The 21863-nt window shown below is 41.9% G+C and carries 19 protein-coding genes and 1 pseudogene; 6 read left to right on the top strand and 14 right to left on the bottom strand.

All coding sequences use genetic code 11. The annotated features are described in order from the left end of the window. The first annotated feature begins 98 nt into the window (after window positions 1-98). From QE404_RS03475 to QE404_RS03465, 3 genes are all read left to right on the top strand, one after another. Complete coding sequence (locus QE404_RS03475) at window positions 99-350, top strand: hypothetical protein (protein ID WP_307446530.1); 252 nt, start codon at window positions 99-101, stop codon at window positions 348-350. A gap of 17 nt (window positions 351-367) precedes the next feature. Beyond that, the gene (locus QE404_RS03470; RefSeq protein ID WP_307446527.1) at window positions 368-1012 is read left to right on the top strand and encodes a hypothetical protein; all 645 of its coding nucleotides are present in this window, start codon (window positions 368-370) and stop codon (window positions 1010-1012) included. A gap of 276 nt (window positions 1013-1288) precedes the next feature. After that, window positions 1289-2077: an EcsC family protein gene (locus QE404_RS03465; RefSeq protein ID WP_307446523.1), complete on the top strand. Its 789-nt coding sequence runs from the start codon at window positions 1289-1291 to the stop codon at window positions 2075-2077. 213 nt (window positions 2078-2290) lie between these two features. Here QE404_RS03465 and QE404_RS03460 read toward each other — a convergent pair whose 3' ends face one another. Further along, window positions 2291-2518 carry a hypothetical protein gene (locus tag QE404_RS03460; protein WP_307446520.1) on the bottom strand — a complete coding sequence of 76 codons (228 nt, stop codon included), beginning with the start codon at window positions 2516-2518 and terminating at the stop codon, window positions 2291-2293. Window positions 2519-2597: 79 nt separating this feature from the next. After that, window positions 2598-2843 (bottom strand): hypothetical protein, encoded by a 246-nt coding sequence (locus QE404_RS03455; RefSeq protein WP_307446518.1) that lies wholly within the window; start codon window positions 2841-2843, stop codon window positions 2598-2600. 297 nt (window positions 2844-3140) lie between these two features. On the opposite strand from QE404_RS03455, the pseudogene QE404_RS03450 reads away from it, so the two are divergent. Both QE404_RS03450 and QE404_RS03440 read left to right on the top strand, forming a co-directional pair. Next, window positions 3141-4605, top strand: a pseudogene (locus QE404_RS03450) (DUF2130 domain-containing protein). Between the two features lie 1119 nt (window positions 4606-5724). Continuing rightward, window positions 5725-6027 (top strand): GIY-YIG nuclease family protein, encoded by a 303-nt coding sequence (locus tag QE404_RS03440; protein ID WP_307446513.1) that lies wholly within the window; start codon window positions 5725-5727, stop codon window positions 6025-6027. 162 nt (window positions 6028-6189) lie between these two features. Here QE404_RS03440 and QE404_RS03435 read toward each other — a convergent pair whose 3' ends face one another. From QE404_RS03435 to QE404_RS03390, 10 genes are all read right to left on the bottom strand, one after another. Beyond that, on the bottom strand, window positions 6190-7233 hold the full coding sequence (locus QE404_RS03435; RefSeq protein WP_307446511.1) for a bifunctional transcriptional activator/DNA repair enzyme AdaA: 1044 nt from the start codon (window positions 7231-7233) through the stop codon (window positions 6190-6192). 2 nt (window positions 7234-7235) lie between these two features. Then, window positions 7236-8000, bottom strand: coding sequence for an isocitrate lyase/PEP mutase family protein (locus tag QE404_RS03430; RefSeq protein ID WP_307446508.1), 765 nt, complete (start codon window positions 7998-8000; stop codon window positions 7236-7238). A 431-nt stretch (window positions 8001-8431) separates the two neighbouring features. Then, window positions 8432-9193 carry an MBL fold metallo-hydrolase gene (locus QE404_RS03425; protein WP_307446505.1) on the bottom strand — a complete coding sequence of 254 codons (762 nt, stop codon included), beginning with the start codon at window positions 9191-9193 and terminating at the stop codon, window positions 8432-8434. 53 nt (window positions 9194-9246) lie between these two features. Then, window positions 9247-9789: a Crp/Fnr family transcriptional regulator gene (locus tag QE404_RS03420; protein ID WP_307446502.1), complete on the bottom strand. Its 543-nt coding sequence runs from the start codon at window positions 9787-9789 to the stop codon at window positions 9247-9249. A 66-nt stretch (window positions 9790-9855) separates the two neighbouring features. Then, window positions 9856-10878: a cytochrome-c peroxidase gene (locus tag QE404_RS03415; RefSeq protein ID WP_307446500.1), complete on the bottom strand. Its 1023-nt coding sequence runs from the start codon at window positions 10876-10878 to the stop codon at window positions 9856-9858. Between the two features lie 26 nt (window positions 10879-10904). Next, window positions 10905-12893 carry a urocanate hydratase gene (locus tag QE404_RS03410; protein WP_307453338.1) on the bottom strand — a complete coding sequence of 663 codons (1989 nt, stop codon included), beginning with the start codon at window positions 12891-12893 and terminating at the stop codon, window positions 10905-10907. A 271-nt stretch (window positions 12894-13164) separates the two neighbouring features. Next, window positions 13165-17364 (bottom strand): T9SS type B sorting domain-containing protein, encoded by a 4200-nt coding sequence (locus QE404_RS03405; RefSeq protein WP_307446498.1) that lies wholly within the window; start codon window positions 17362-17364, stop codon window positions 13165-13167. A gap of 171 nt (window positions 17365-17535) precedes the next feature. Continuing rightward, window positions 17536-17829, bottom strand: a complete 294-nt coding sequence (locus tag QE404_RS03400) for a hypothetical protein (RefSeq protein ID WP_307446497.1) — start codon at window positions 17827-17829, stop codon at window positions 17536-17538. Window positions 17830-17882: 53 nt separating this feature from the next. Then, the gene (locus QE404_RS03395; RefSeq protein ID WP_307446495.1) at window positions 17883-18863 is read right to left on the bottom strand and encodes a 2-hydroxyacid dehydrogenase; all 981 of its coding nucleotides are present in this window, start codon (window positions 18861-18863) and stop codon (window positions 17883-17885) included. Window positions 18864-19050: 187 nt separating this feature from the next. After that, on the bottom strand, window positions 19051-19701 hold the full coding sequence (locus tag QE404_RS03390) for a protein-L-isoaspartate(D-aspartate) O-methyltransferase (protein WP_307453336.1): 651 nt from the start codon (window positions 19699-19701) through the stop codon (window positions 19051-19053). A 135-nt stretch (window positions 19702-19836) separates the two neighbouring features. Here QE404_RS03390 and QE404_RS03385 point away from each other — a divergent pair, with 135 nt between their 5' ends. After that, window positions 19837-20811, top strand: coding sequence for a Gfo/Idh/MocA family protein (locus QE404_RS03385; RefSeq protein ID WP_307446492.1), 975 nt, complete (start codon window positions 19837-19839; stop codon window positions 20809-20811). 91 nt (window positions 20812-20902) lie between these two features. Here the strand turns inward: QE404_RS03385 and QE404_RS03380 are convergent, their stop codons facing one another. Both QE404_RS03380 and QE404_RS03375 read right to left on the bottom strand, forming a co-directional pair. Continuing rightward, window positions 20903-21259 carry a bleomycin resistance protein gene (locus QE404_RS03380; RefSeq protein ID WP_307446490.1) on the bottom strand — a complete coding sequence of 119 codons (357 nt, stop codon included), beginning with the start codon at window positions 21257-21259 and terminating at the stop codon, window positions 20903-20905. A 52-nt stretch (window positions 21260-21311) separates the two neighbouring features. Then, window positions 21312-21863, bottom strand: coding sequence for a Crp/Fnr family transcriptional regulator (locus QE404_RS03375; RefSeq protein ID WP_307446487.1), 552 nt, complete (start codon window positions 21861-21863; stop codon window positions 21312-21314).

The raw sequence follows: 21863 nt of genomic DNA, 5'->3' as shown, positions 1-21863 counted from the left end.
CTATATGACAATTCCTGTTCTGGTTTTCCACAATTTAATTTAGGTGCTGCTTGCTATTTTTGAAAAACTAAATCATTAATCAATTTAATCCAAAAACAATGAAAAGAAAAACACTGACGTTTTTAGCTGTTTTGGCCCTTACAGCGGCCGAAGCAAAAGTATGTACCAAAAGCTGTTATAACTCATCAGGCGGTTACGGAATAGGAATGGGATGGAATGTCCCGAACGGCACCGCATGCTCCGGGAATCCTCCCCGCGGAAAGACCGTTTACTTTGCTTATGCAACAACTGACGGGGTTTTTGATTCCGGTGTTGTAGATTCATGGGAAGGTACAAGTGTAGGATGTTAACTAATAAATAATATAACATGAAAAATTTAATTCTAAGCGGAATCGTAGTTGTCTCAATGTTTTCAAGTTGTTCAAAAGAAGACGTTACAAATAATGAAAAAATGACCGATAAGGGTCAATTTAAATCATCTATTTTAAATAAGAATAATAGTTCAAAAATTGCAGGCAAAGAGTATATGGACCAATTGCCGTATCTTGATGCTCACACTGATTTTATGGCATTCAATGTTGAAAATGATTTGGGCCACAAAATGAATGATCCGAAAATTGATTGGAAAACTCTGAATTCTCTTTATAGTTCTGATTTGAGTACAGCTTCAAAACAGTATCTGATTTATATTTTATTTGCTAAAAAAGATCTTTTGGGAATTCAGGATGAAACACCATCAAAAGACCAGGAAGATATTATCAAAGAATATACAAAAGAATTAGTGAACACAAAATATTTCGGCTATTGTCTTTTGTATAATGCGCTAAGCGTATTGAATAATGATTCTGAAAACACTGCCTTAGTTAAAGATTTGGCAAACCAAATTTCAGTGTATTCTGAATCAGAAAAATTTCATTCGGATTTCCTCAGTAAACCAACAGGTAGAGAAAAATGGATTGAAAAAGTTAAAGAGGATTACTCTTACCTGGATAAGATCAAAGGTTTACAATAATATCAAAAAAAACTCCTGTCGTGGCAGGAGTTTTTTTTGATATTATATTTACCATTCCAATCAGGGACTCGAGTACGAGCATCAAGCTCGTGCTTTAAGGAAAGAAAAAAACAGAAAGATCAATCAATATTTCCTAATTTTAATCCATGATCGGAGAATATAAATTTCATGACCAGAAATATGCTTACTTTATCGGTACTCCCTTTTTTTGAATAGACATTTTTACAAGACCTGAATATTCGAAAACGTATAAACCAAATAACAACCACCAAAATAATGAACTTATCTGAAAATCACCTTGAAGAATTGCGCCAGGCCATGGAAATCCTGGAAAATCCGGGAATTGTAGCTAAAATTACCAATGCGATTGGTCAGCCTCTGGAAAAAGCACTGGAATTCCTCCCTAAAAACGTACATGAAAAAATCGGTACCATTACGGAAGCGGCATTAATAAAAGCGGCAGATACTGCAATCTTTACGATGAAAGATACGCCCAATACCAGGCCTTCCAACTGGTGGCATAAATTCGGGGTAGCGGCATTCGGGGCCGTTGGCGGTTTCTTCGGGCTGCCTGCGCTGACCATTGAGCTTCCGGTATCTACCACCATTATGCTGCGATCCGTTGTTGATATAGCACGAAGCGAAGGGGAATCTATAGCCGATCCGGATGTGAAGCTGGCCTGTCTCGAAGTGTTTGCACTGGGCGGAAAAAGCGAATCTGATAACGCAAGCGAGAGCGGATATTTCGCAGCCAGAATTGCTTTGGCACAAACCATGGCTGAAGCAGCCAGGCAATTTACGACCAAAACCGTTGCGGATGAGGGCGCATCTGTCATCGTTAAGTTAATTTCAAAAGTAGCCGCAAGGTTCAGTGTACAGGTTTCTGAAAAAGTGACTGCACAGGCTGTTCCGGCCATTGGAGCTGCCGGCGGTGCCATCGTTAACACCCTGTTTATCGATCACTTCCAGGCGATGGCAAAAGGCCATTTTACAGTCAGACGGCTGGAAAAGATCTATGGTAAAGAAACTATCAGAACGACGTATGAAGAAATGCTGAGGAAGTAGTCTGCTGAAAATCTAAATTCTATACTTTCCTATATTCTCAGCCTGCTTTGTAGCAGGCTTTTTTGTGGAATTAAACAGCCGTGTACAAATCCAGATACATATTCCACAATGTGGCTCTGGTCAGCTGCAATAGGAAATTCTTATTTTTTCTAAGATTTCTTATTGTAGCCAGGATCCTGAAAGTTTTGGATAATTCGGATAATTTTTAACACATCATTTTTCAACGGCGTAAATGAGTGTATTATGTTTCGTGATCAATATTTTATGGTAATGGCTACCTTCATATTTTTGAAATACGACATTTCCACTGCAGATCATCTGTACAATCTCGTCCAGTTTTGTAAGAAAATCATCCAGTACTTTATCATTCCAATGCATAAGAGGACACTCTTCTATATTTCGTAAATCAAGGAATGATTCATCAGAGAATTGTATTTTCATTCCTGTGTTTTTCTAAACGCTCCCTTGCTGCTTCCATAACGTCCTGATAATCTTGAACCCTTCCCCCATTAAAATCTTCTTAAGAGCGTTTTAGCGACTCCATAATTTCCTCCTTCGTTTCATTGCGCCATTTTTTCATTTCGATGGTTTTTGAAATCGTAAGAAGCTCTTCCGGAGTGAATCTCTTTTCTTTAAGCTTCTTGAAAAATGTAGGTTTTTTAATCCCCGACTTCTCAATGATATAAGACATTTTAAAGGGAGAATTTTTCAGAATCTGGTCAATATTATTCTGGATTTCGATAAATTTTTCTATTTCAGCAATCATAATTTTACACTTTTTTTGTATCATTATTTTATACAAATACAATCATTTAATGACACCTTTACATAATGATACTGGTATTTAAAATCTACAGACTTATCTTAAAGCAGACATAACAGGATCATAATCAAAACAGAAAACACCAAGCGACATTTAAACTCATTTACGGGAAACCTCATTGAGAATTCAAGTTAGTTTTTCTATATTTGGTTTATTGCAGTTAGGCCTTATTACTTTGCACAATCAAAGGTATTAGCAGAAAGCCAAAACTTACATTATACAATAAAGGTAAAGTACATCATGAACGATATTAAATGTCCCCATTGTCACAAAGTTTTCAAAGTAGATGAAACCGGTTTTGCGGATATCCTCAAACAGGTAAGGGACCATCAGTTTGAAGAAGAGCTGCACGCCAGGCTTGCCTTGGCTGAAAAGGAAAAAGAAAATGCCGTAAAGCTCACGGAAGCCCATCTTAAAAATACCATACAGGCTGAACTGGCCAATAAGGATCAGGAAATCCTCCGTCTTAAAGCAGACAATGATAAAATCCTGGCTGAAAAACTGGCTGAAAAAGACTATTTGCTCACCGATTTAAAATCGAAACTTGACCATGCGGAAACTGAAAAAAAATTATCGGTTTCTGAAGCTATCAAAAATATAGAAAAAGAAAAAGACGAAAAAGAGAAGGAAATCATCCAGCTGAAAGCCGATATTGAACGTAATTTGAACGAACAATTATCTCACAGGGAGATCATGATCTCTGAGCTGAAACTAAAGCTGGATAATGCTGAAACGGAAAAAAAGCTTTCCGTTACGGAAGCGGTCCAGAAAATAGAAAAGGAAAGGGATGATTTTGCCAGCAAAGTCACGCTAACCAAAACCGAAATGGAATTGCTGGAAAAGTCTTTGAACGAAAAACATCTGGCCGAACTGAAAGCCAAAGAAGATATCATCCGCCATAAAGATGAAGAAATTGCCTTCCGCAAAGACATGAAACTCAAACTATCCACAAAGATGCTGGGAGAAACCCTGGAGCAGCATTGTGAAGTGGAGTTCAACAAACTCAGGTCTATTGCGTTCCAGAATGCCTATTTCGAAAAAGACAATGACGCCAGATCAGGAAGCAAAGGCGACTATATTTACAGGGAAACCGATGAGGCCGGGAATGAGGTGATTTCGATTATGTTTGAAATGAAAAATGAAGGCGATGAAACCGCAACCAAGAAAAAGAACGAAGATTTTATTCAGGGAACTGGACAAAGACAGGAATGATAAAAGGTGTGAATATGCCGTTCTGGTTACCCTCTTGGAAGCTGATAATGAGCTGTACAATGCAGGCATAGTGGATGTTTCCCATAAGTACCCTAAAATGTATGTGGTACGGCCCCAGTTTTTTATCCCAATGATTACTTTATTGAGGAATGCAGCCCTCAATTCAATGAAAGTAAAGGCAGAGCTGGCCATGATCAAAAACCAGAATATTGACATTACCAATTTTGAAGAAAACATCAATAGCTTTAAAGAAGGTTTTGCCCGGAACTACGAGCTGGCCAGCAGGAAATTTAAAACCGCCATTGAAGAAATCGACAAAACAATTACGCACCTCCAGAAAACCAAGGACGCCCTGCTTTCTTCAGAAAACAACCTGCGGCTTGCCAATAACAAAGCGGATGACTTAACCATCAAAAAGCTGACGAAAGGAAACCCAACCATGGCCTCAAAATTTGAAGAACTGAAAAACGGCTCCAATACCGGAGAGATGTGATGGTATGATATGGGCTTTCTTCTTCGCGGACGCGAGCCTGGGCTCTTGCTCCTTCTAAGGTTTTAAAAGTAGCACATTACCCAAACAAAAATATCGCTGAAAACCAAAGCGCAGAAATGTATAGATAACCAGTGATTATCAAACAAAAGAAGATTACCATCCGCAACAAGTTCTCAATACACTCTACTCTGTTCTGCACTCGAACAGACGCAAAATCAATTATCCAATTTAACTGCGGCTACGTCAGTTCGAGTGTTTTTCGCAGAGAAGCGAAGAAAAATGTATCGAGAACTGATGATTAACAAACAAAGGTTACCATCCGCAACAAGTTCTCGATACGCTCCACTGCGTTCCGCACTCGAACAGACGGAAAATCAATTTTACAACAATGAGTTCGGCTACGTCAGTTCGAGTGTTTTTCGCAGCAAAGCGAAGAAAAATGTATCGAGAACTGATGATTATCAAACAAACAGAGGTTACCATCCGCAATAAGTTCTCGATAAACTCCACTTCGTTCCGCACTCGAACAGACGTAAAGTCAATTTTCTAACAATCAGTTCGGCTCCGTCAGTTCGAGTGTTTTTCGCAGCAAAGCGGAGAAAAATGTATCGAGAACCGGTGATTAACAAACAAAAGTGTAATTATTTTCAACAAGTTCTCGATACACTCCACTCCGTTCCGCACTCGAACAGACGCAAAATCAATTTTCTAACAATCAATTCGGCACCGTCAGTTCGAGTGTTTTTTGCAGCAAAGCAAAGAAAAATGTATCGAGAACCGGTGATTAACAAACAAAAGTGTCATTATTTTCAACAAGTTCTCGATACGCTCCACTGCGTTCCGCACTCGAACAGGCGGAAAATCAATTTTACAACAATGAGTTCGGCTACGTCAGTTCGAGTGTTTTTCGCAGAGAAGCGAAGAAAAATGTATCGAGAACCGGTGATTAACAAACAAAAGATGGTTACTATCCTAAACAAGTTCTCGATACGCTCCACTCCGTTCCGCACTCGAACAGACGGGGAATTGATTATCTATTAGTAAGTGCTTAAAACATATATACAAATGTATTTAAACACATGACAATAGTATAATCCCATCCAGAAATTCACTATTTTTATGCAATGCAAACTTCCTTTGTTTATATACTGCTCTGTTTGTTCAGATAACACCTATTATACAGGCGTTACAGAAAATGTTTATAAACGGTTTGATGAGCATCAGGACGGAAAATATTTCGGTTCTTATACCTTTACAAGACGGCCTGTCCAACTGATCTACTATTGTACTTTTACAGATATCAGTCAGGCCATTATATTTGAAAAGAAAATTAAGAAATGGTCACAGGCAAAAAAGACTGCGCTTATAGAGGGGAGATTTGAAGATTTACCGAATTTGGCTAGAAAAAGTTTTAAAAGATAATCTCTGCCCACAGCTAGAGCCGGCTTCAAGCTTGTGCTTTATAAAACATTAGAAATTAATACAAAATTAAACCAGACATTACTCAAAGTGGTACGAGCAAGATACCCGCACCAGCGACAATGTAAATATATATTTACGCTAGACTTTTTAACTAACACAGTTCTAAAATAAAATAGCCCTTTCCAATTCCAGCAGTTTTTGTTTTCTCCAGATTCCTCCTCCATAACCTGTTAAATGCCCATTACTCCCGATTACGCGATGGCAGGGTATAATAATGGATATCTTATTCAGTCCGTTGGCATTGGCTACGGCCCGTACAGATTTGCGATTTCCCAGAATATCGGCCTGTTCTTGGTACGTCCTGGTTGTTCCGTAAGGAATTTCCTGCAGAACCTTCCATACTTGTTTCTGGAAATCGGTTCCTACCAGAGAAAGCGGAACGGAGAACCGGGTTCTCTTTCCTTCGAAATACTCTTTCAGTTCTTCTTCCAGAGTGATAAAGTGAGGATTTTCTCCCTGAATAATATTCGCCTTAAAATATTCTGCGATACTCTTCAACTCTGTGGGAAGCGCTTTCCTGTCTGAAAACTCCAGAAGGCAGATTCCATGCTCATCGGCGCAGGCGATCATGGTTCCCAGCATGGTCTCTATTCTCTTAAGGTCAATGACCTTTTCCATTGGAGTATTTTTAGGAGATACCCCAAAAATATTTTTAAAACCCTCATTAAAACCGCTCAGACTATCATACCCCGTATCATAGGCAACTTCCGTAACGGATTCTCCCTGACGAAGCTTTTTAAATGCCGTATTGAGTTTTGACATCCTCTGGAAAGCGTGAAAAGTAATTCCATGGTGTTTCAAAAACCATCTGCGTACGGTAGCCGGTTCTAAGCCTCTTTTTACAAGATCATAATCTTTAAGCTTCAATGTTGGGTCATCCGCAATTTCTTTAAGCAATTCTTTGATATATTGTGGTGTTGCATCAAGGTTTTCTAAAGGCCGGCATACTTTACACGGGCGATACCCTTTTAGCATCGCATCTTTGGTGTTGAAAAAAAATTCTACATTTTCAAATTTTGGTTTCCTTGCTGTACAAGTAGGTCTGCAGAATATTCCCGTGGTTTTTACACCCATCCAGAATATCCCTTCAAATGAAACGTCTTTGCTATAAGATGCTTCATACATTATTTTTTCCGTGAGCTCCATAATTAAATAAAAAGTTTTGAAAAGCTTTTCTCATCTATGATGGCCTGACCTGATTTTTCCATTTCTCGGTAAATATGTGCATAAATAAAAGCACCTGACGTAATTCTTTTCACCCCTAATTCTTTAAGTTGATCAAAATCCGGCAGATTACGCATACCCATCACATTCACAGGAAGAGAAGTAGATGCCGTAACCGTCCTGATGTCATTTTTAGCAGTTATTCCGGGAATGAAAATGCCGTCTGCATTAAGTTTTTCAAACAACTGTATTCTTGCTAAAGTTTCTTCCAACGCGTTTTCAATATTCAGTAAAAAAGGATCGGTACGAATATTGATAAATATCTTATCCCTGTCTTCTCCCAATTTTATAAAAATATCGTTCAGTTTTTCGTACAAAACATTTTTGTCCGTTAGCCTTCGTGTTCCATCAATAACCTTTGTATCTTCAATATTAATTCCCGATATTCCTGTTTCTATAAGCTTTATGATATTAGAAACAATACTATTATTTTCAGTCCCGTATCCGGATTCCAGATCTACCGACAAAGGAATTGCTACAGAAGCTTTGATTCTCTTAATGATATAAAAATATTCTTCAAAGGTCATTTGCTCTCCATCCTCATATCCCAAACTATGCGCCACTGCCGAACTTGATGTTGCTAATGCCTTGTACCCTAATTTTTCGTATACCCTTGCACTCTCTACATTCCATACATTACCCAAAAGTAATGGTTCTTCACCATAATGTAACTGTTTAAAGCTGATCATAATTTTTTTTATTCAAAACTAGAAAATGGTGAGGTGCTTTACAACCGAAAAATGGACATCTATTTTTTTTAATCGTTCTCAGAATCCGGACTTCAGTTGAAAGAAGAATGGCTCTGAAGCTTCAGCAGATCTTGTTTTCCTCCCACTAGTGCGGGGCTAAGAAAATATATCGGGAACCGGTGGGTATCATCCGCAACAAGTTATCAATACGCTCCACTTCCTTCCGCAGTATAAAAGATGCAAAATCAATTTTCTAACAATCAATTCGGCGCCGTCAGTTCGAGTGTTTTTTGCAGCAAAGCAAAGAAAAATGTATCGAGAACCGGTGATGATCAAGCAAAAGAACATAATCCTCTGCAATAAGTTCGCGATATATACCACTTTAGTAACTCGTTAATACTCAAAAACCTGCCTTCCGGCAGGTTTCCTATTTATATTTCATGCAGTACATCACCATCTTTTAAGGTAATATACTCCTGTCCAGTTTCTTTAGAAAGGCTTTCCAGGTCATGGTCATCGAAGATTTCCGGAATATAGTATTTTTCATGGGCAAACAGTCCGTAATGGATTGGCACCAGCTTTCGGGCATGCAAGAGCCGGGCCGCTGCGAAAGCTTCTTTGAGGTTGAGCGAAGCAGCGATAGGACTATATTCCAGTCCGATGATCCCGAAATCCACAACGACACCATTGACAGGCAGAAAGGCGTAGTCGATCCCTTCATTTTCTTTTCCCAGTTTCCAGAACCGGTTATGCCAAATGGTATCTCCGCCGTGAAAGATCTTTTTTTCTCCGTCGTCCACAATCCAGGAGGACTGGATCTCACCAATTCCATCCATGGCAAATACAGGCTTAAAGGTAATGTTGTTTTCTGTAAAGGTTTCATCCAGGTCCAGTGCTATAATTTCCACACCGTCAACCGAATCCCTTACTAAAGGTTCCAATGCCGAATAAACAATCAGCTTCCCGTCTTTTTTCAGGCATTTTTTAATAACGCTTACATCAAAATGGTCCAGATGAAGGTGTGTAAACAGGATATAATCTGCCTGCACAGCATCCGAGAATTTTATCAGCTGTTCTACAGCCTCTCCTAAAACGGGCTTATAATAAGAGAAATCTTCTACTGCATCAATCAGTACCGTTCTGTTATGGGCGGTAATTTTAAGGCCTGCCCAGTTGAGCTTTTGTATTTCCATATTCTTTTTTAGCAAAGGAAAAGACTTATGGAACGGGAGTCAATAAACAAAAGTTAATTAATCCTCTTTCTGATGCGGCTCAGCGAAATAGGCGTAATGCCGATGTAGGAAGCCAGGTACTTTAACGGAATATTCTGGATGTAGTGCGGCTTGTTTTTTAAAAGGTACTCATAGAGTGCCTGCGGCGAGTTCTGAAGCAGGAGCATTTCACGCTTCATGGCCGCATCCAGTTGGCGGCTTAAATAGTAGTTCTGGACGAAGCGGCATTGAGGATTCACCACAAACAGTTCCTTTACTGCATCCAGGGTAATTTCCCAGGCTACACCAGAGGTAAGCGATTCATAGCTGCCTTCAGAATCATGTTTCTGGATGCTGAAAATTTCCCCAGGGAAATAAAAGCCGGCAGAAATTTCAGTATCGATATCTGTTGTGCTGTGGATATAATACTTCCGTACGAAGCCGTCTTCCAACAGATAAGCTTTATCCGTATCAAACACATGTTTTTTCGCAAATTCTACCGGAGAGAACTTGTCCCAGACGGGGTCATCATCCTCAACACGGAGGTGCGAAAATATTTCTTTGTTGATCTTTGCCATAGTGATGCGTTTTATGTAAAACAATCTCAAAGTTAATTGCGGTTCAGCAAGATAAAGATACATTAACTATTTCGGCTTCCCGAAACTGCTGTCGGAAACTAAAGTGGAATCATTCAGCGCTGCCAGAAAAGTCAGCAGGGCATCTTTTTCGTCCGGATTAAAAATAATAGGCTGCTGAAGTTCTTTCGCTAAACCAGGGCTTTTCACAATTCCTTTTTCATAATGTTCTAAAACCTCATGAAGCGTACCGAAGCGGCCGTCATGCATATACGGATAGGTATACGCCAGGTTCCTGAGGCTGGGAATCTTGAACATCAGCCGGTCCTGAGGTTCCATCGTTTTATTCCATTTGCCGTAGTCTTTAAGTTCCGGGTGTACGGGAAGTCCGTTGTTGGCAAATCCATATCCTGAAAACAGCGGTTCAGTATGACAGGCATTGCAGTTTTTGCGGAACAGTTCATAGCCCTTTATTTCCTTTCCGGTGAATGTAGCCTTCCCTTGCTTTACCCGGTCATATTTTGTGTTGGCGGACACAATGGTAAGCTGGAACTGCGAAAGGGCTTTCATGGCCCGTTCCGCGGTGGCTAGACTATCTCCGAAACTCCTGTAGAACAGTGTTCTGTACTCTTTGGAAGCATTCAGCTTGCGGACCACCACATTGATGTCCTCCCCCATTTCTTTGGGATGGTTAATGGGCGCGAGCGCCTGCACATCGATATTTCCTACTGAGCCATCCCACATGAATGTTTTTTGCCAGGCCAAATTAAAAATCGCCGGAGAATTGCGGTCTCCTATTCCATCTTCTATCCCTTTGCTGAGACGGTTTCCGACATCGGAGAAAGCATGTTGCTGCTGGTGGCAGGAAGAACAGGAAATAGTATTGCTCCTCGACAGCACAGGATCGTAGAACAGTTTCCTGCCCAGCTGTATGACCGCACGTTTTAACGGACGGGCTTTGAAATCATAAGCCGGAACAGGGAAATAGGAAGGATAAATAAGCTGAATATCCTGAAGGCTGTAAAAAGCCATCAGCACAAACAGCACCAGCATTCCGGCAGGTTTCAGTTTTGAATACACGACAGTACGCATCCTTCTCAGGGTTATACAATGATCATTTATAAGAAAAGATTATCATCCACAAAATTCGGCAGCGTTACTTTAAGGTTGGGTTCCGCTTCCATCGCTCTTTTAATCGCAAAAACGGCACCTTCATTTCTCGCCCAGCTTCGCCTTGAAATTCCGTTGTTGACATCCCAGAACAGCATGGATTTCAATCTGCGGTCCGCATCATCGCTGCCGTCCAGCAGCATCCCGAAACCTCCGTTGATCACTTCGCCCCAGCCTACGCCTCCGCCATTATGGATCGATACCCAGGTGGCGCCCCGGAAACTGTCGCCGATTACGTTATGGATAGCCATATCGGCCGTAAAACGTGATCCGTCATAGATATTGGAGGTTTCCCTGTAAGGAGAATCCGTCCCGGAAACGTCATGATGGTCACGCCCTAAAACCACCGGTCCGATTTCCCCGTTCCTGATCGCTTTATTGAATGCTTCCGCAATTTTCATTCTTCCTTCCGCATCAGCATACAGGATCCTCGCCTGCGAACCCACAACAAGGTTGTTTTCCTGAGCGCCTTTGATCCACTGGATGTTGTCTTTCATCTGCTGCTGGATCTCTTCAGGAGAATGTTTCTGAATTTCTTCTAACACACGGCATGCTATTTCATCAGTTTTCTGCAAATCTTCCGGTTTTCCGCTTGCACATACCCAACGGAACGGCCCGAAGCCATAATCGAAACACATTGGCCCCATAATATCCTGTACATAGCTTGGATATCTGAATTCCCGGCCAAGCGAAGGATGTTCCGCCATAACATCGGCACCTGCTCTGGATGCTTCCAGCAGAAAGGCATTTCCATAATCGAAAAAGTAGGTTCCTTTTGCCGTATGTTTATTAATGGCTTCTGCATGCCTTCTGAGGCTTTCCTGGACTTTTTCTTTAAACAGCTCAGGATTTTCAGCCATCATCGCATTGGATTCTTCAAAACTCTGGCCTACCGGATAATAACCGCCTGCCCATGGGTTATGAAGCGAGGTCTGATCTGAACCGATATCAATACGCAAATCTTCTTTGTCGAATTTTTCCCAAACCTCAACAATGTTCCCTAAATACGCCAGCGAAACAGTTTCTTTCTGTTCCTGCGCTTTTCTGACCCTTTCCGTTAATTCGTCCAGGTTATCATGAATTTCATTGACCCATTTCTGATCGTGGCGGATTTTAGTGATCTTAGGATTGACTTCCGCACACACCGTTACGCAACCTGCAATAGTCCCGGCTTTAGGCTGGGCACCGCTCATTCCGCCTAATCCTGATGTTACAAACAGTCCGCCTTTCGGCTCTTTTTTAATTTTCCTGAAAGCATTCAGCACGGTGATCGTAGTTCCGTGAACAATTCCCTGCGGTCCAATATACATATAACTCCCCGCTGTCATCTGGCCGTATTGCGAAACGCCCAGGGCATTGAATTTCTCCCAGTCGTCCGGTTTTGAATAATTCGGGATCACCATTCCGTTGGTCACCACCACTCTCGGCGCATCTTTATGGGATGGGAAAAGCCCCATCGGATGCCCTGAATACATGACAAGTGTCTGCTCATCGGTCATTTCGGAAAGGTATTTCATCGTCAGGAGGTATTGGGCCCAATTGGAAAATACAGCTCCGTTTCCTCCATACGTAATCAGCTCATGCGGATGTTGGGCTACGGCATAATCCAGATTGTTCTGGATCATCAGCATAATCGCTTTTGCCTGCTCAGATTTTCCCGGATATTCTGAAACCGGCCTTGCCTTCATCTCATATTCCGGACGGAAGCGGTACATATAAATCCTCCCGTACTGTTCCAGCTCCGCCCTGAATTCAGGCAGCAGCTCAGCATGGAACTTAGGTTCAAAATACCGTAAAGCATTTCTTAAAGCCAGTTTTTTCTCCTCTTCACCTAAAATTTCTTTCCGTTTAGGCGCATGGTTGATGGTGGTATCGTATGGTTTAGGCTGAGGCAGTTCTGCCGGTATGCCCTGCCGGATCTGTTCCTGGAATGTGATGGTCGTATTCAAAGTCTTTGATTTTAAATTCAAGGTTTTAAAGATATTCAAATTAGAAAATACCAAGCAAACAAAAGCCTGAAAATTCCTTTACAATAGAAAAGCTCTCCAAATCAGCATGGTTTCCGCATATTTTAGCTTTACGATATATACTAAGTTATTTTAATTTAAAATCTCATTTTAAAAAGCGGGATGCTTCACCAGATCATAAAAACGCCATTCGCGGGGCAACTTCGTTGCCCCGCGAATGGCGTTTAAACTATCATAAGTATTAATTATTGTTCTTTACCAGGATCCATCCCGTAAACGTCCTTCCGTCCGGCAATGTGATCACATACCAGTAGCTGGAAGTAGGAATAGCCCTGCCCTGTATGGTTCCGTCCCAGATGATCTGCGTATTGGTGTTCTGCTCGAAGATCAGCGCCTGGTAACGGTCGAATACTTTTACATTCGTCATTTTACTTCCGAAAACATGCAGGTTTTTAACGATCCACTGGTCATTTTTCCCGTCACCGTTAGGCGTGATAGCATTCTTGATATCCAGGATAACCCCGTCCTGTTTGATGATACATTTCCCTTCTGCATACTTTACATAGAACGTGGTAATTCCGGTAGGAAGGTTGTAAAATACATTTCCGGTCTGCCAGGTTGTTCCATCTATGGAATACAGTATTGGCTGGGATCCGGTAGCAAAAACCGTAAAGGTATTGCCGTCAGCAACCAGTTTTTCGATTACCGGAACATCATAATATTTCAGGACAAAGGTATCGGTGTAAGAACATCCGTTAGATGCCGTTACCGTAACGCTATAAGTTCCCGTTGCATTAACTCCTGACAGAGTATTTGTGGTTGAGACGATCTGCCCCGAAGGATTCGTCCAGGTATAGCCTGTAATGACATAGTTTTCTACGTTCAGGGTATAAGTAAGGGAACCGTCCGGGCAGATGTACTGGTCCGGAATGTCGAAAACAGGAACCGGCTTAAGCGACAGGTTGATCAGTACTTTTTCCGGACATAGCCCAGGTACGCTTACTTTAACATAGATCGTATTAGGTCCTGTATTCTGGTTAAACGGATAGGAATCCGGATTGGCAATGGCATTGGTACCGGCATTAAGGTCAGCGAGTGAGGTATAATACGTGAAAGTCGCATTGGACCCTGTGTAGATCTGGGCTTCAAACTGCTTAAGATTCACATTTTCTACCCCGTCATTGCCTGTATCGCATACATTGTTCAGCTGAAATGGCCCTGCGTTCTGAAGGGTTACCTTATTCCCGAATACAAAGTTGACAGCAGCAATATCATTGCATCCCGGCAGGTTCTGGACCTTTACCCATATCTGCGCCGGAAACGGCTGTACAGAAAAGTTCTGCGGGTTGGTAATAGGATTGGTATTGTTCTGCGCATCCTGCTGGGTATAATAAAAGACAAATGTATTCGCTGCATTGGGCAGGTCTACCATCTGGCTGGTATAATTCAGGAGGTTGACTTCATAGCTTCCGTCCAGGTTTTCATCACAGACCGTAATGGTTGAATTAATTGCTTTTGGCGGAAAATACGTATTCAGCTGAATAGATGCTACAGAGTAACAACCTGTGGTTTTAGACTGGAATCTTGCCCAGACAGTCACTGTAGAAACATTGGTGGTTACAGTGCTTCCAATCTGTGCAGAAGCATTTCCAGCATTGGCATCAGCAGCCGTATTGTAGTACGTAATCGTCATATTGGATACCGGCTGTGTATTCTGGGAAGCGATAAATAACTGTGGCGTTGCGGCACTCAGCTGAAAAGTTTCGTTCAGGTCGAAATTTTGATCACAGATATCGAGAACGGCATTATTCAGTACTACAGGCGGAAGGAACGTCATCTGGATGTTCAACTGTGCCACAGAAAAGCAATCGCTGTTATTGAATTTAACCTTTACATATACCGTAGCACTTCCCTGCACTGAAAATTGCGAAGGATTGGTAATTTCACCCGAAAGAGCCTGGGTAGAAGGATTGTATGAGGTATAATAAGTAAATATCACGTTGGAGCCGCTGTATATCTGCGGCTGGGCAAGCGTAAGATTATAGATTTCCGTACCGTCATTATTATTGTCGCAGATGTTGCTGAGCGTAATCGTCACGGGTGAACTCACCGCCGGAGTGGATACCAGCCCCACTGTTACCGGATATACCTGCGAACAGTTGTAGGAAGTAATCTTCACAAAGACCTGCTGGGTACCGTTCAGCGTTATGGTATTGACAGGATTGGTCCCGTTCTGGGCATCACCCTGTGTCAGATAGAATACCGCAGATGCATTCTGTGTCCCGATTATGGCGGCTGAAAACTGGTTCAGCTGGACATTTTCAGAATTATTATTATTGATATCACATACGGTAAAGCTGGACTGTACCGCAACAGGATGAACAAGATTGACATTGATAGGCCTTACGGTAAAACACTGATCTGAAATTTCAAACCTTACGTAATAAGTCTGGGTTACGAAATTCCCATTAGTGGTGATAGTCTGGTTGGGACTGATAGGAGTAGTCCCGGCCATGGCTTCATTGTAACCAGCATAAAATTCAGTTACGGGAACCGATGTAGGGGAAATCAACATACCCGCCGAAAGGGTATTCAGGTTAATACTGATGTCATCAGTCCCGTTGAAGCAGATGTATTCATTCTTTTCATTGGCCTGTATCTTTGTAAAGGTAACATTCATATTTACCTGGGCTACAGCAAAACATCCGTTTGGGGTCTGAACCCTAATAAAAACGGGATATTGTCCTTCTTTGATAGTTCCCAGCGTAGGTGCTGATCCTGCAAGTGCGGCAGCATAGGTTTCGTAAGCACTGAATGTTACGCCCTGCTGACTGCTGATCAGAGGACCGACATTAACTGCAAAATCAAAGGGTTCTTTATTATCCGCATTAATATCACATGTCGTATACGGATAAGTAATCGGTGTATTAATATTGGCACCGGGCCTGAACTGAAAATGGACAGGTCCAAGAATATAGGTACATGATCCATCCTGAAGCCTTACCCAAATACTGGTGTTGGCTGTAATGGTAGCGGTGGTAACACTGTTTACATTGTTTTGTGCATCAGCCTGGCTGAGATGATAGGAATACCCGGAAGTACCTGGAGGAAAAAGTTCGCCTGTTATAGCAGAGAGATCATATCCGGATTCTGTACCGTCATTGTTGGTATCACAGATTTCTACGGTGTTCTTGAGAAGGTTCCTGGTCAGGAAATTCAGGGTAAGTACCGCTGTCCTGAAACACCCCGGTACGCCTGGATTCTGTATCCGTACGTACAGAACGGTATTGGAACTTACTGTATAAGTGTTAGGCAATGGATTTTGCCCGCTCTGTGCATTCTGTAACGTTGTATAAAAACTGAAATTAAAATTGGCAGGATTCTGGGAAGTCAGGTTCTGCTGAAAGCTGTTCAGGCTGACATTCACCGGCGCATTGCCACAGATATTCTGTGTAAAGTTTTTTGCAGCAGGATACGCAGCATCAAACGTCACCGGAAAGTCATCCGTTAGGGTGAGTGTACTGTTTCCACAGCTGTTGAATACTACATTGGCCGTATATACTTCGTTCTGAGCAGGGCACAGCGTAGTCTGAACTCCGGTAGCTACCGTCTGCCCCGCAGCATTCGTCCATGTTACCTGAGGCTGAATGACATTTCCGGTAGGCGTAAACCTCCATGCTTCCTGTGAAGCCTGCCAGTTACCCGTATTTCGGGAAGCGGGTGAGATTCCATCTGTACCGGTACTGTTGATAATTCCTATCAACGCATTTTCAAATTTCCTGGTCGGACACGGCAGAGGCTTTTTATCGACAAATACATCGATGACATTGGTAGTTTCATTCAGGACAATCTGTGAAGTAGACCGTTCAGTACATCCTGCAATCCTTCCTTCATAAAAACTGATGACAAACTTCCTGTACGGTGCGGTTCCAAGGGTAGCATAATAGATTTCGGAAGCATCAGAAGCGGAAAATACCATATCATGATAGACCCCGAATACAGCATTCTTCGGAAGGTTAACGTTAGGATTCTGTCCCTGAACGTTTGGATAATTGATTTTTCCCAGCTGGCTGAGGTCAAAAGTAATCATCCCGTTGGACCCTACGACCAAGGATTCGTAATACTGATTGTAAAAGCAGAACTTAAAAGGCAGATCCAACTTTTTGGCAAACACGTCGTCGTAGTTGGCATTAAGAGCCGTTCCCTGATTGAATGCCGCAGCAGGATTGTAGGTTTCCTGGCTCACCTGGTAGCCTGTTGTTTCCTTTAGAACCGGATACTCTACATGAAGTGACAGACATCCGTTAGAATCCAGCGTATTGGTACAGGACACATTAAAACTTTCATTGCCTGAAGCATCTTTAACTTTAACGTTTACCTGAGACTGTGCATACAGTGATACTCCAATACATATTAAAAAAGATTGTATAAATTTAACCATATATAAAAACTATCTCTAAACAGAGATAAAAATAGATATTTTTTCTTATTCCAAATCATAAACATTTATGATTTTTATCTATCTAAAAATAAATTAATATATATAAAATAAATTCATACAAATCCCCAATATGGTGATATAATTAAAAAACCTTACTTAATTCAGTAAGGCTTAGCGGATTAAATCTGTATTTTCTTCTTCGTGGTTATCATCATTGTCGCTGATGCTCCAGTAATCATTCTCCTCATCATCAAGACCATTATTGTCTACCACTTCGTCATCTTCAGTACCGGGAATATCCAATCCTTTGTCTATTTCATCCTCATCCGTCACTGTATCGGGAATAGGATTTCCATCTCCGTCAACGGGAATATGTTCTTCCTGATTAAAAATGTCCTCTCCCGGACTGTAATCCATCTGTTCTAGTTTTCTGTCCTGCTCCTGAGGACTGTTTTCTGATACCATAAGATTGTTGTTTAGTGTAGTGTGTAAAGATCAAAAATAGTTCCAAGCTTCCCTTACCGTGCAGAATATATTTCAGGATTGACACAATACGGCATTATCTCCCCATGCGAAAATGCAATGATATTCAGGGCAGCAATGCGGGCCATGCCATTCCGCGCTTCATGGGTTGCGGAGCCGATATGCGGGAGCACACATACCTTTGAATGTTGCAGCAAAGGATCATCAGGTGACATCGGCTCAGGATCGGTAACGTCCAGGCCTGCCCCCCAGATGTCTCCTGCAACCAAGGCGCCATACAGGTCGTCCTGCTGATGAAATCCTCCTCGGGCTGTATTAATAAAGATCGATCCGGGTTTCATTCTTTTAAATACGGATTGGTTGAAAATACCTTTTTGATCCGGATTAAAATTAGCATGGATACTCAGCACATCAGAAACCTCAATCAGTTCATCAAAAGAGACATAATGGGCATCCAGCAGTTTTTCTGATTTTTCGTTGCGGTGCCGGTTGTGATACACAATCTTCATATCGAAAGCACGCTGTGCCTTAAGTGCCATTTCAAAACCGATCCTTCCCAGCCCGAAAATCCCCAAGGTCTTGCCGTACAGTTCCTGTCCCAAAGCATGCATAGGATCAAAATCTGTCCAGTTGCCAGCCTTTACCTTCTCGAAATTATAACTAGCCCTCCTAGCCACAGACTGCATCAGTAAAAATGCAACATCGGAAGTAGCCCTGCTCAGCACATCAGGGGTGTTCCCGACAGGAATATTTCTACGGCTTGCTTCCCAGACGTCTACTTGGTCAAACCCTACAGAGTAAAGCGCAATCGCCTTCACATCCGGGCAATGGTCAAAAAATGCCCTGTCATAACGGAACCTGCTCCCTACGTTCAGAACCGCATCTGCATTGCGGCAATGCTCCAGCCACTCGTAGCGTGTAAGATCATTATTATCCGGAAGAATGATTTCCATACCGGCCTCTCCCAGCATCTTCATCCCTATTTCAGGAATTTTCTTAGTGATGAATACTTTCATGATGATATTTTTTTGACATCAGGATGCACCTGAAACTTATTATTAGCAAACTATGACCCTAGATAGCAGGTCCAGTTAAAATTTATGAATAATTCTTTCTGATTTCCTTTGAAAGCCTTTCACCACCATCAAAAACAATTCAGGGCTTAAAAAATTTAAGCCCTGATCGCTATGATCAATATATGAATTACTGATTCGTGTTGCCCAGCATCGGAACAAATTTGTATGCCCCGAACTCTTCTTTTTCAAACTCGGTCTGCGATACTTTGGTAAAGCGGTATAAAACCTGCTCATCTGTAGGTCCCAACGGAATAACCATGGTTCCGCCCACTTTCAGCTGCTTCAGCAGTTCAGTAGGAAGAACGGATGCGCCGCAGGTAACGATGATCTTATCAAAAGGAGCAAAAGTGGGAAGCCCTGCAAATCCATCCCCAAAGCTTTGGAATTTAGGATACATTCCCAGTTCCCTGAGCTTTTTCTTTGAAAAATCAAAGAGGTCTTTCTGCCTTTCCACAGTATACACCTGTGCTTTCATAGCTAACAGGACGGCAGTTTGATATCCGCATCCTGTTCCGATCTCCAGGATTTTTTCACCCGGTTTTACCTGCAAAAGCTCGGTTTGTTCCGCTACGGTTGAGGGGTGTGAAATGGTCTGGTGTGCCAGAATGGGAAATGCACGGTCTTCATAAGCATAATCTTCAAAGATACTTTCAATGAACAGGTGGCGGGGAACGTCATTCATGGCTGAAAGCACGTCTTCATCGGAAATCCCGATCCTCTGCCGGAGATAGTCAACCAAAATCTTTCTTTTTCCTTTATGTACAAATGAATCATGCATCATGGGATCATAGTTTAGGGATCACAATACTAAGGCACAAAAGTAGTAAAACAATCGGTACCGGTCAACCTTAAAAGCCCTGTACTGCTTTGCAAATTCATAAAATGACTATCTTTACGGAAATTTTAAAGGACTATGTTAAAAGCAGGTTTGGTAGGTGCCGGACATCTGGGGAAAATACATTTGCGGCTTCTGAACCAGTCGGATCAATATGAACTGGTTGGGTTTCATGATAAAGATGCTGAAAACGGCAGGAAACTGGAAGCTGAATTCGGATACCGCTATTTCGAACATTTTGATGATCTTCTGGATGAGATCGATATGCTGGATATCGTAACCCCTACCATTTATCACTACGACTATGCTTTGCAGGCTATCCGTAAAGGGCTGCATTTCTTTATAGAAAAACCGGTAACACAAACCCTGGAAGAAGCAGAAGAAATCCTCAGGATGTGCCAGGAAAACGGCATCAAGGCCCAGGTAGGCCATGTGGAGCGTTACAATCCTGCATTTATTGCGACAAAGGACTACATCAGGAATCCGATGTTTATAGAAATCCACCGCCTGGCAGAATTCAATCCGCGCGGAACGGATGTTTCCGTAGTGCTTGACCTGATGATCCACGACCTTGATATCCTGCTGAGCCTGGTAAAATCAAAAGTCAAGAGCATCCATGCCAGCGGCGTCTGCGTAGTGAGCAAAACCCCGGACATTGCCAATGCCAGGATTGAATTTGAAAATGGCTGCGTTGCCAATCTTACCACGTCCAGAATATCCATGAAAGCGATGCGGAAAAGCCGTTTCTTCCAGAAGGACGCCTACATTTCCGTAGATTTCCTGGAGAAGAAAGCAGAGGTTATCCGGATGAAAGAGGCTCCGGAACAGCCTACCCCATTTGATATGATCATAGAAAACTCGGACGGAGAGAAAAATCAGATTTTATTTGAGTATCCGAATATCCAGGCCAACAATGCAATACTTGATGAGCTGAATTCTTTTGCAGATGCCATCGTCAATAACAAGAATGTGGAAGTTTCACTGGAAGATGGAACCGAAGCCCTGAAAGTTGCTCTGGAAATCATGAAACTGATTGCCTCACCATTGCAATAGTTTTACTGACGGTATTCAACTTTCATCATAAGACTAAACCCTCTGCTTAGGAGGGTTTATTTTTGATATTGACAGAGAAATTATATCCGGATTATAAACTGATTGCCTCACCAAATGTTATCAGATTATGATCGGGATCAAGAATAGAGAATTCTTTCTGTCCCCACGGTTTGCTGCTGAGGCTCCCTGCCGGATGAATTTCAATACCGCGTTCTGTGTAATGTTGATAAAGGGCTTCCAAAGCCGAGCATCGGACATAGATCTGACCGTAATTTTCTTCCGGAATAAGACCCTTAAACTCAAAGAAATGAATTTCCACGGCTCCGTTTTTCATCATAAGATACTGGTGAAAATCATTTTGTGAGGTCTCAAATCCTAAGGCATTATAAAACCTTTCGGTAATTTCTTTTTGCCGCATGGGCAGTTTGGGAATTATCTGTTGTATCATATATTTTTAATTAAATATCATGATAATTTCCCGGACGGACACTTGATTGAAATCAAATACGGATATTTGCCCTTACCCTGCTGAGGGTTTCCGGCCTTATTTTAAGATAGGAGGCGATCATTGCCAGGGGGAATGACTGCAATAGCTGAGGTTTTGAGGTGAGAATATGATTGTATTTCCGGGCAGGAGTCAGATGTTCATCGTACAGAGCTATTTTAGAACTTAATGTATTGAATATTTTATTAAGCAACAGGAAATTCCGGGAAAAAGCAATAAGCTGATGCAGACTTTCCAGTGTGAGTTCAGCTACCTCAGCATCGGAGAAACAGATAATAGCTGATTTTGACGGAGCCTGGTTGATCAGGCTGTCAGCATTAAATAGCCAGTCGTTTTCCATGTACAGATCAGTAATATGATTCTCTTCACGGTCCTGGCAGAAATACAACTGATAAAAAGATCCTTTGACAACAAAAAATATGGATTTTGAAATCTCACCCTGCCGGACAAGCACTTCATCTTTTTTCACATATTTATTTGTCAGCATGCTATGAAAAAGCTTCGTCTCAGCTTCCGAAAAACATCCGAATTGTTCCAGCATCTTCAT

Source organism: Chryseobacterium camelliae (genome assembly GCF_030818575.1).
GTDB lineage: Bacteria > Bacteroidota > Bacteroidia > Flavobacteriales > Weeksellaceae > Chryseobacterium > Chryseobacterium camelliae_A.
The sequence above is the reverse complement of the archived record's forward strand: the minus strand, read 5'-3'. Positions and strand labels throughout refer to the sequence as shown.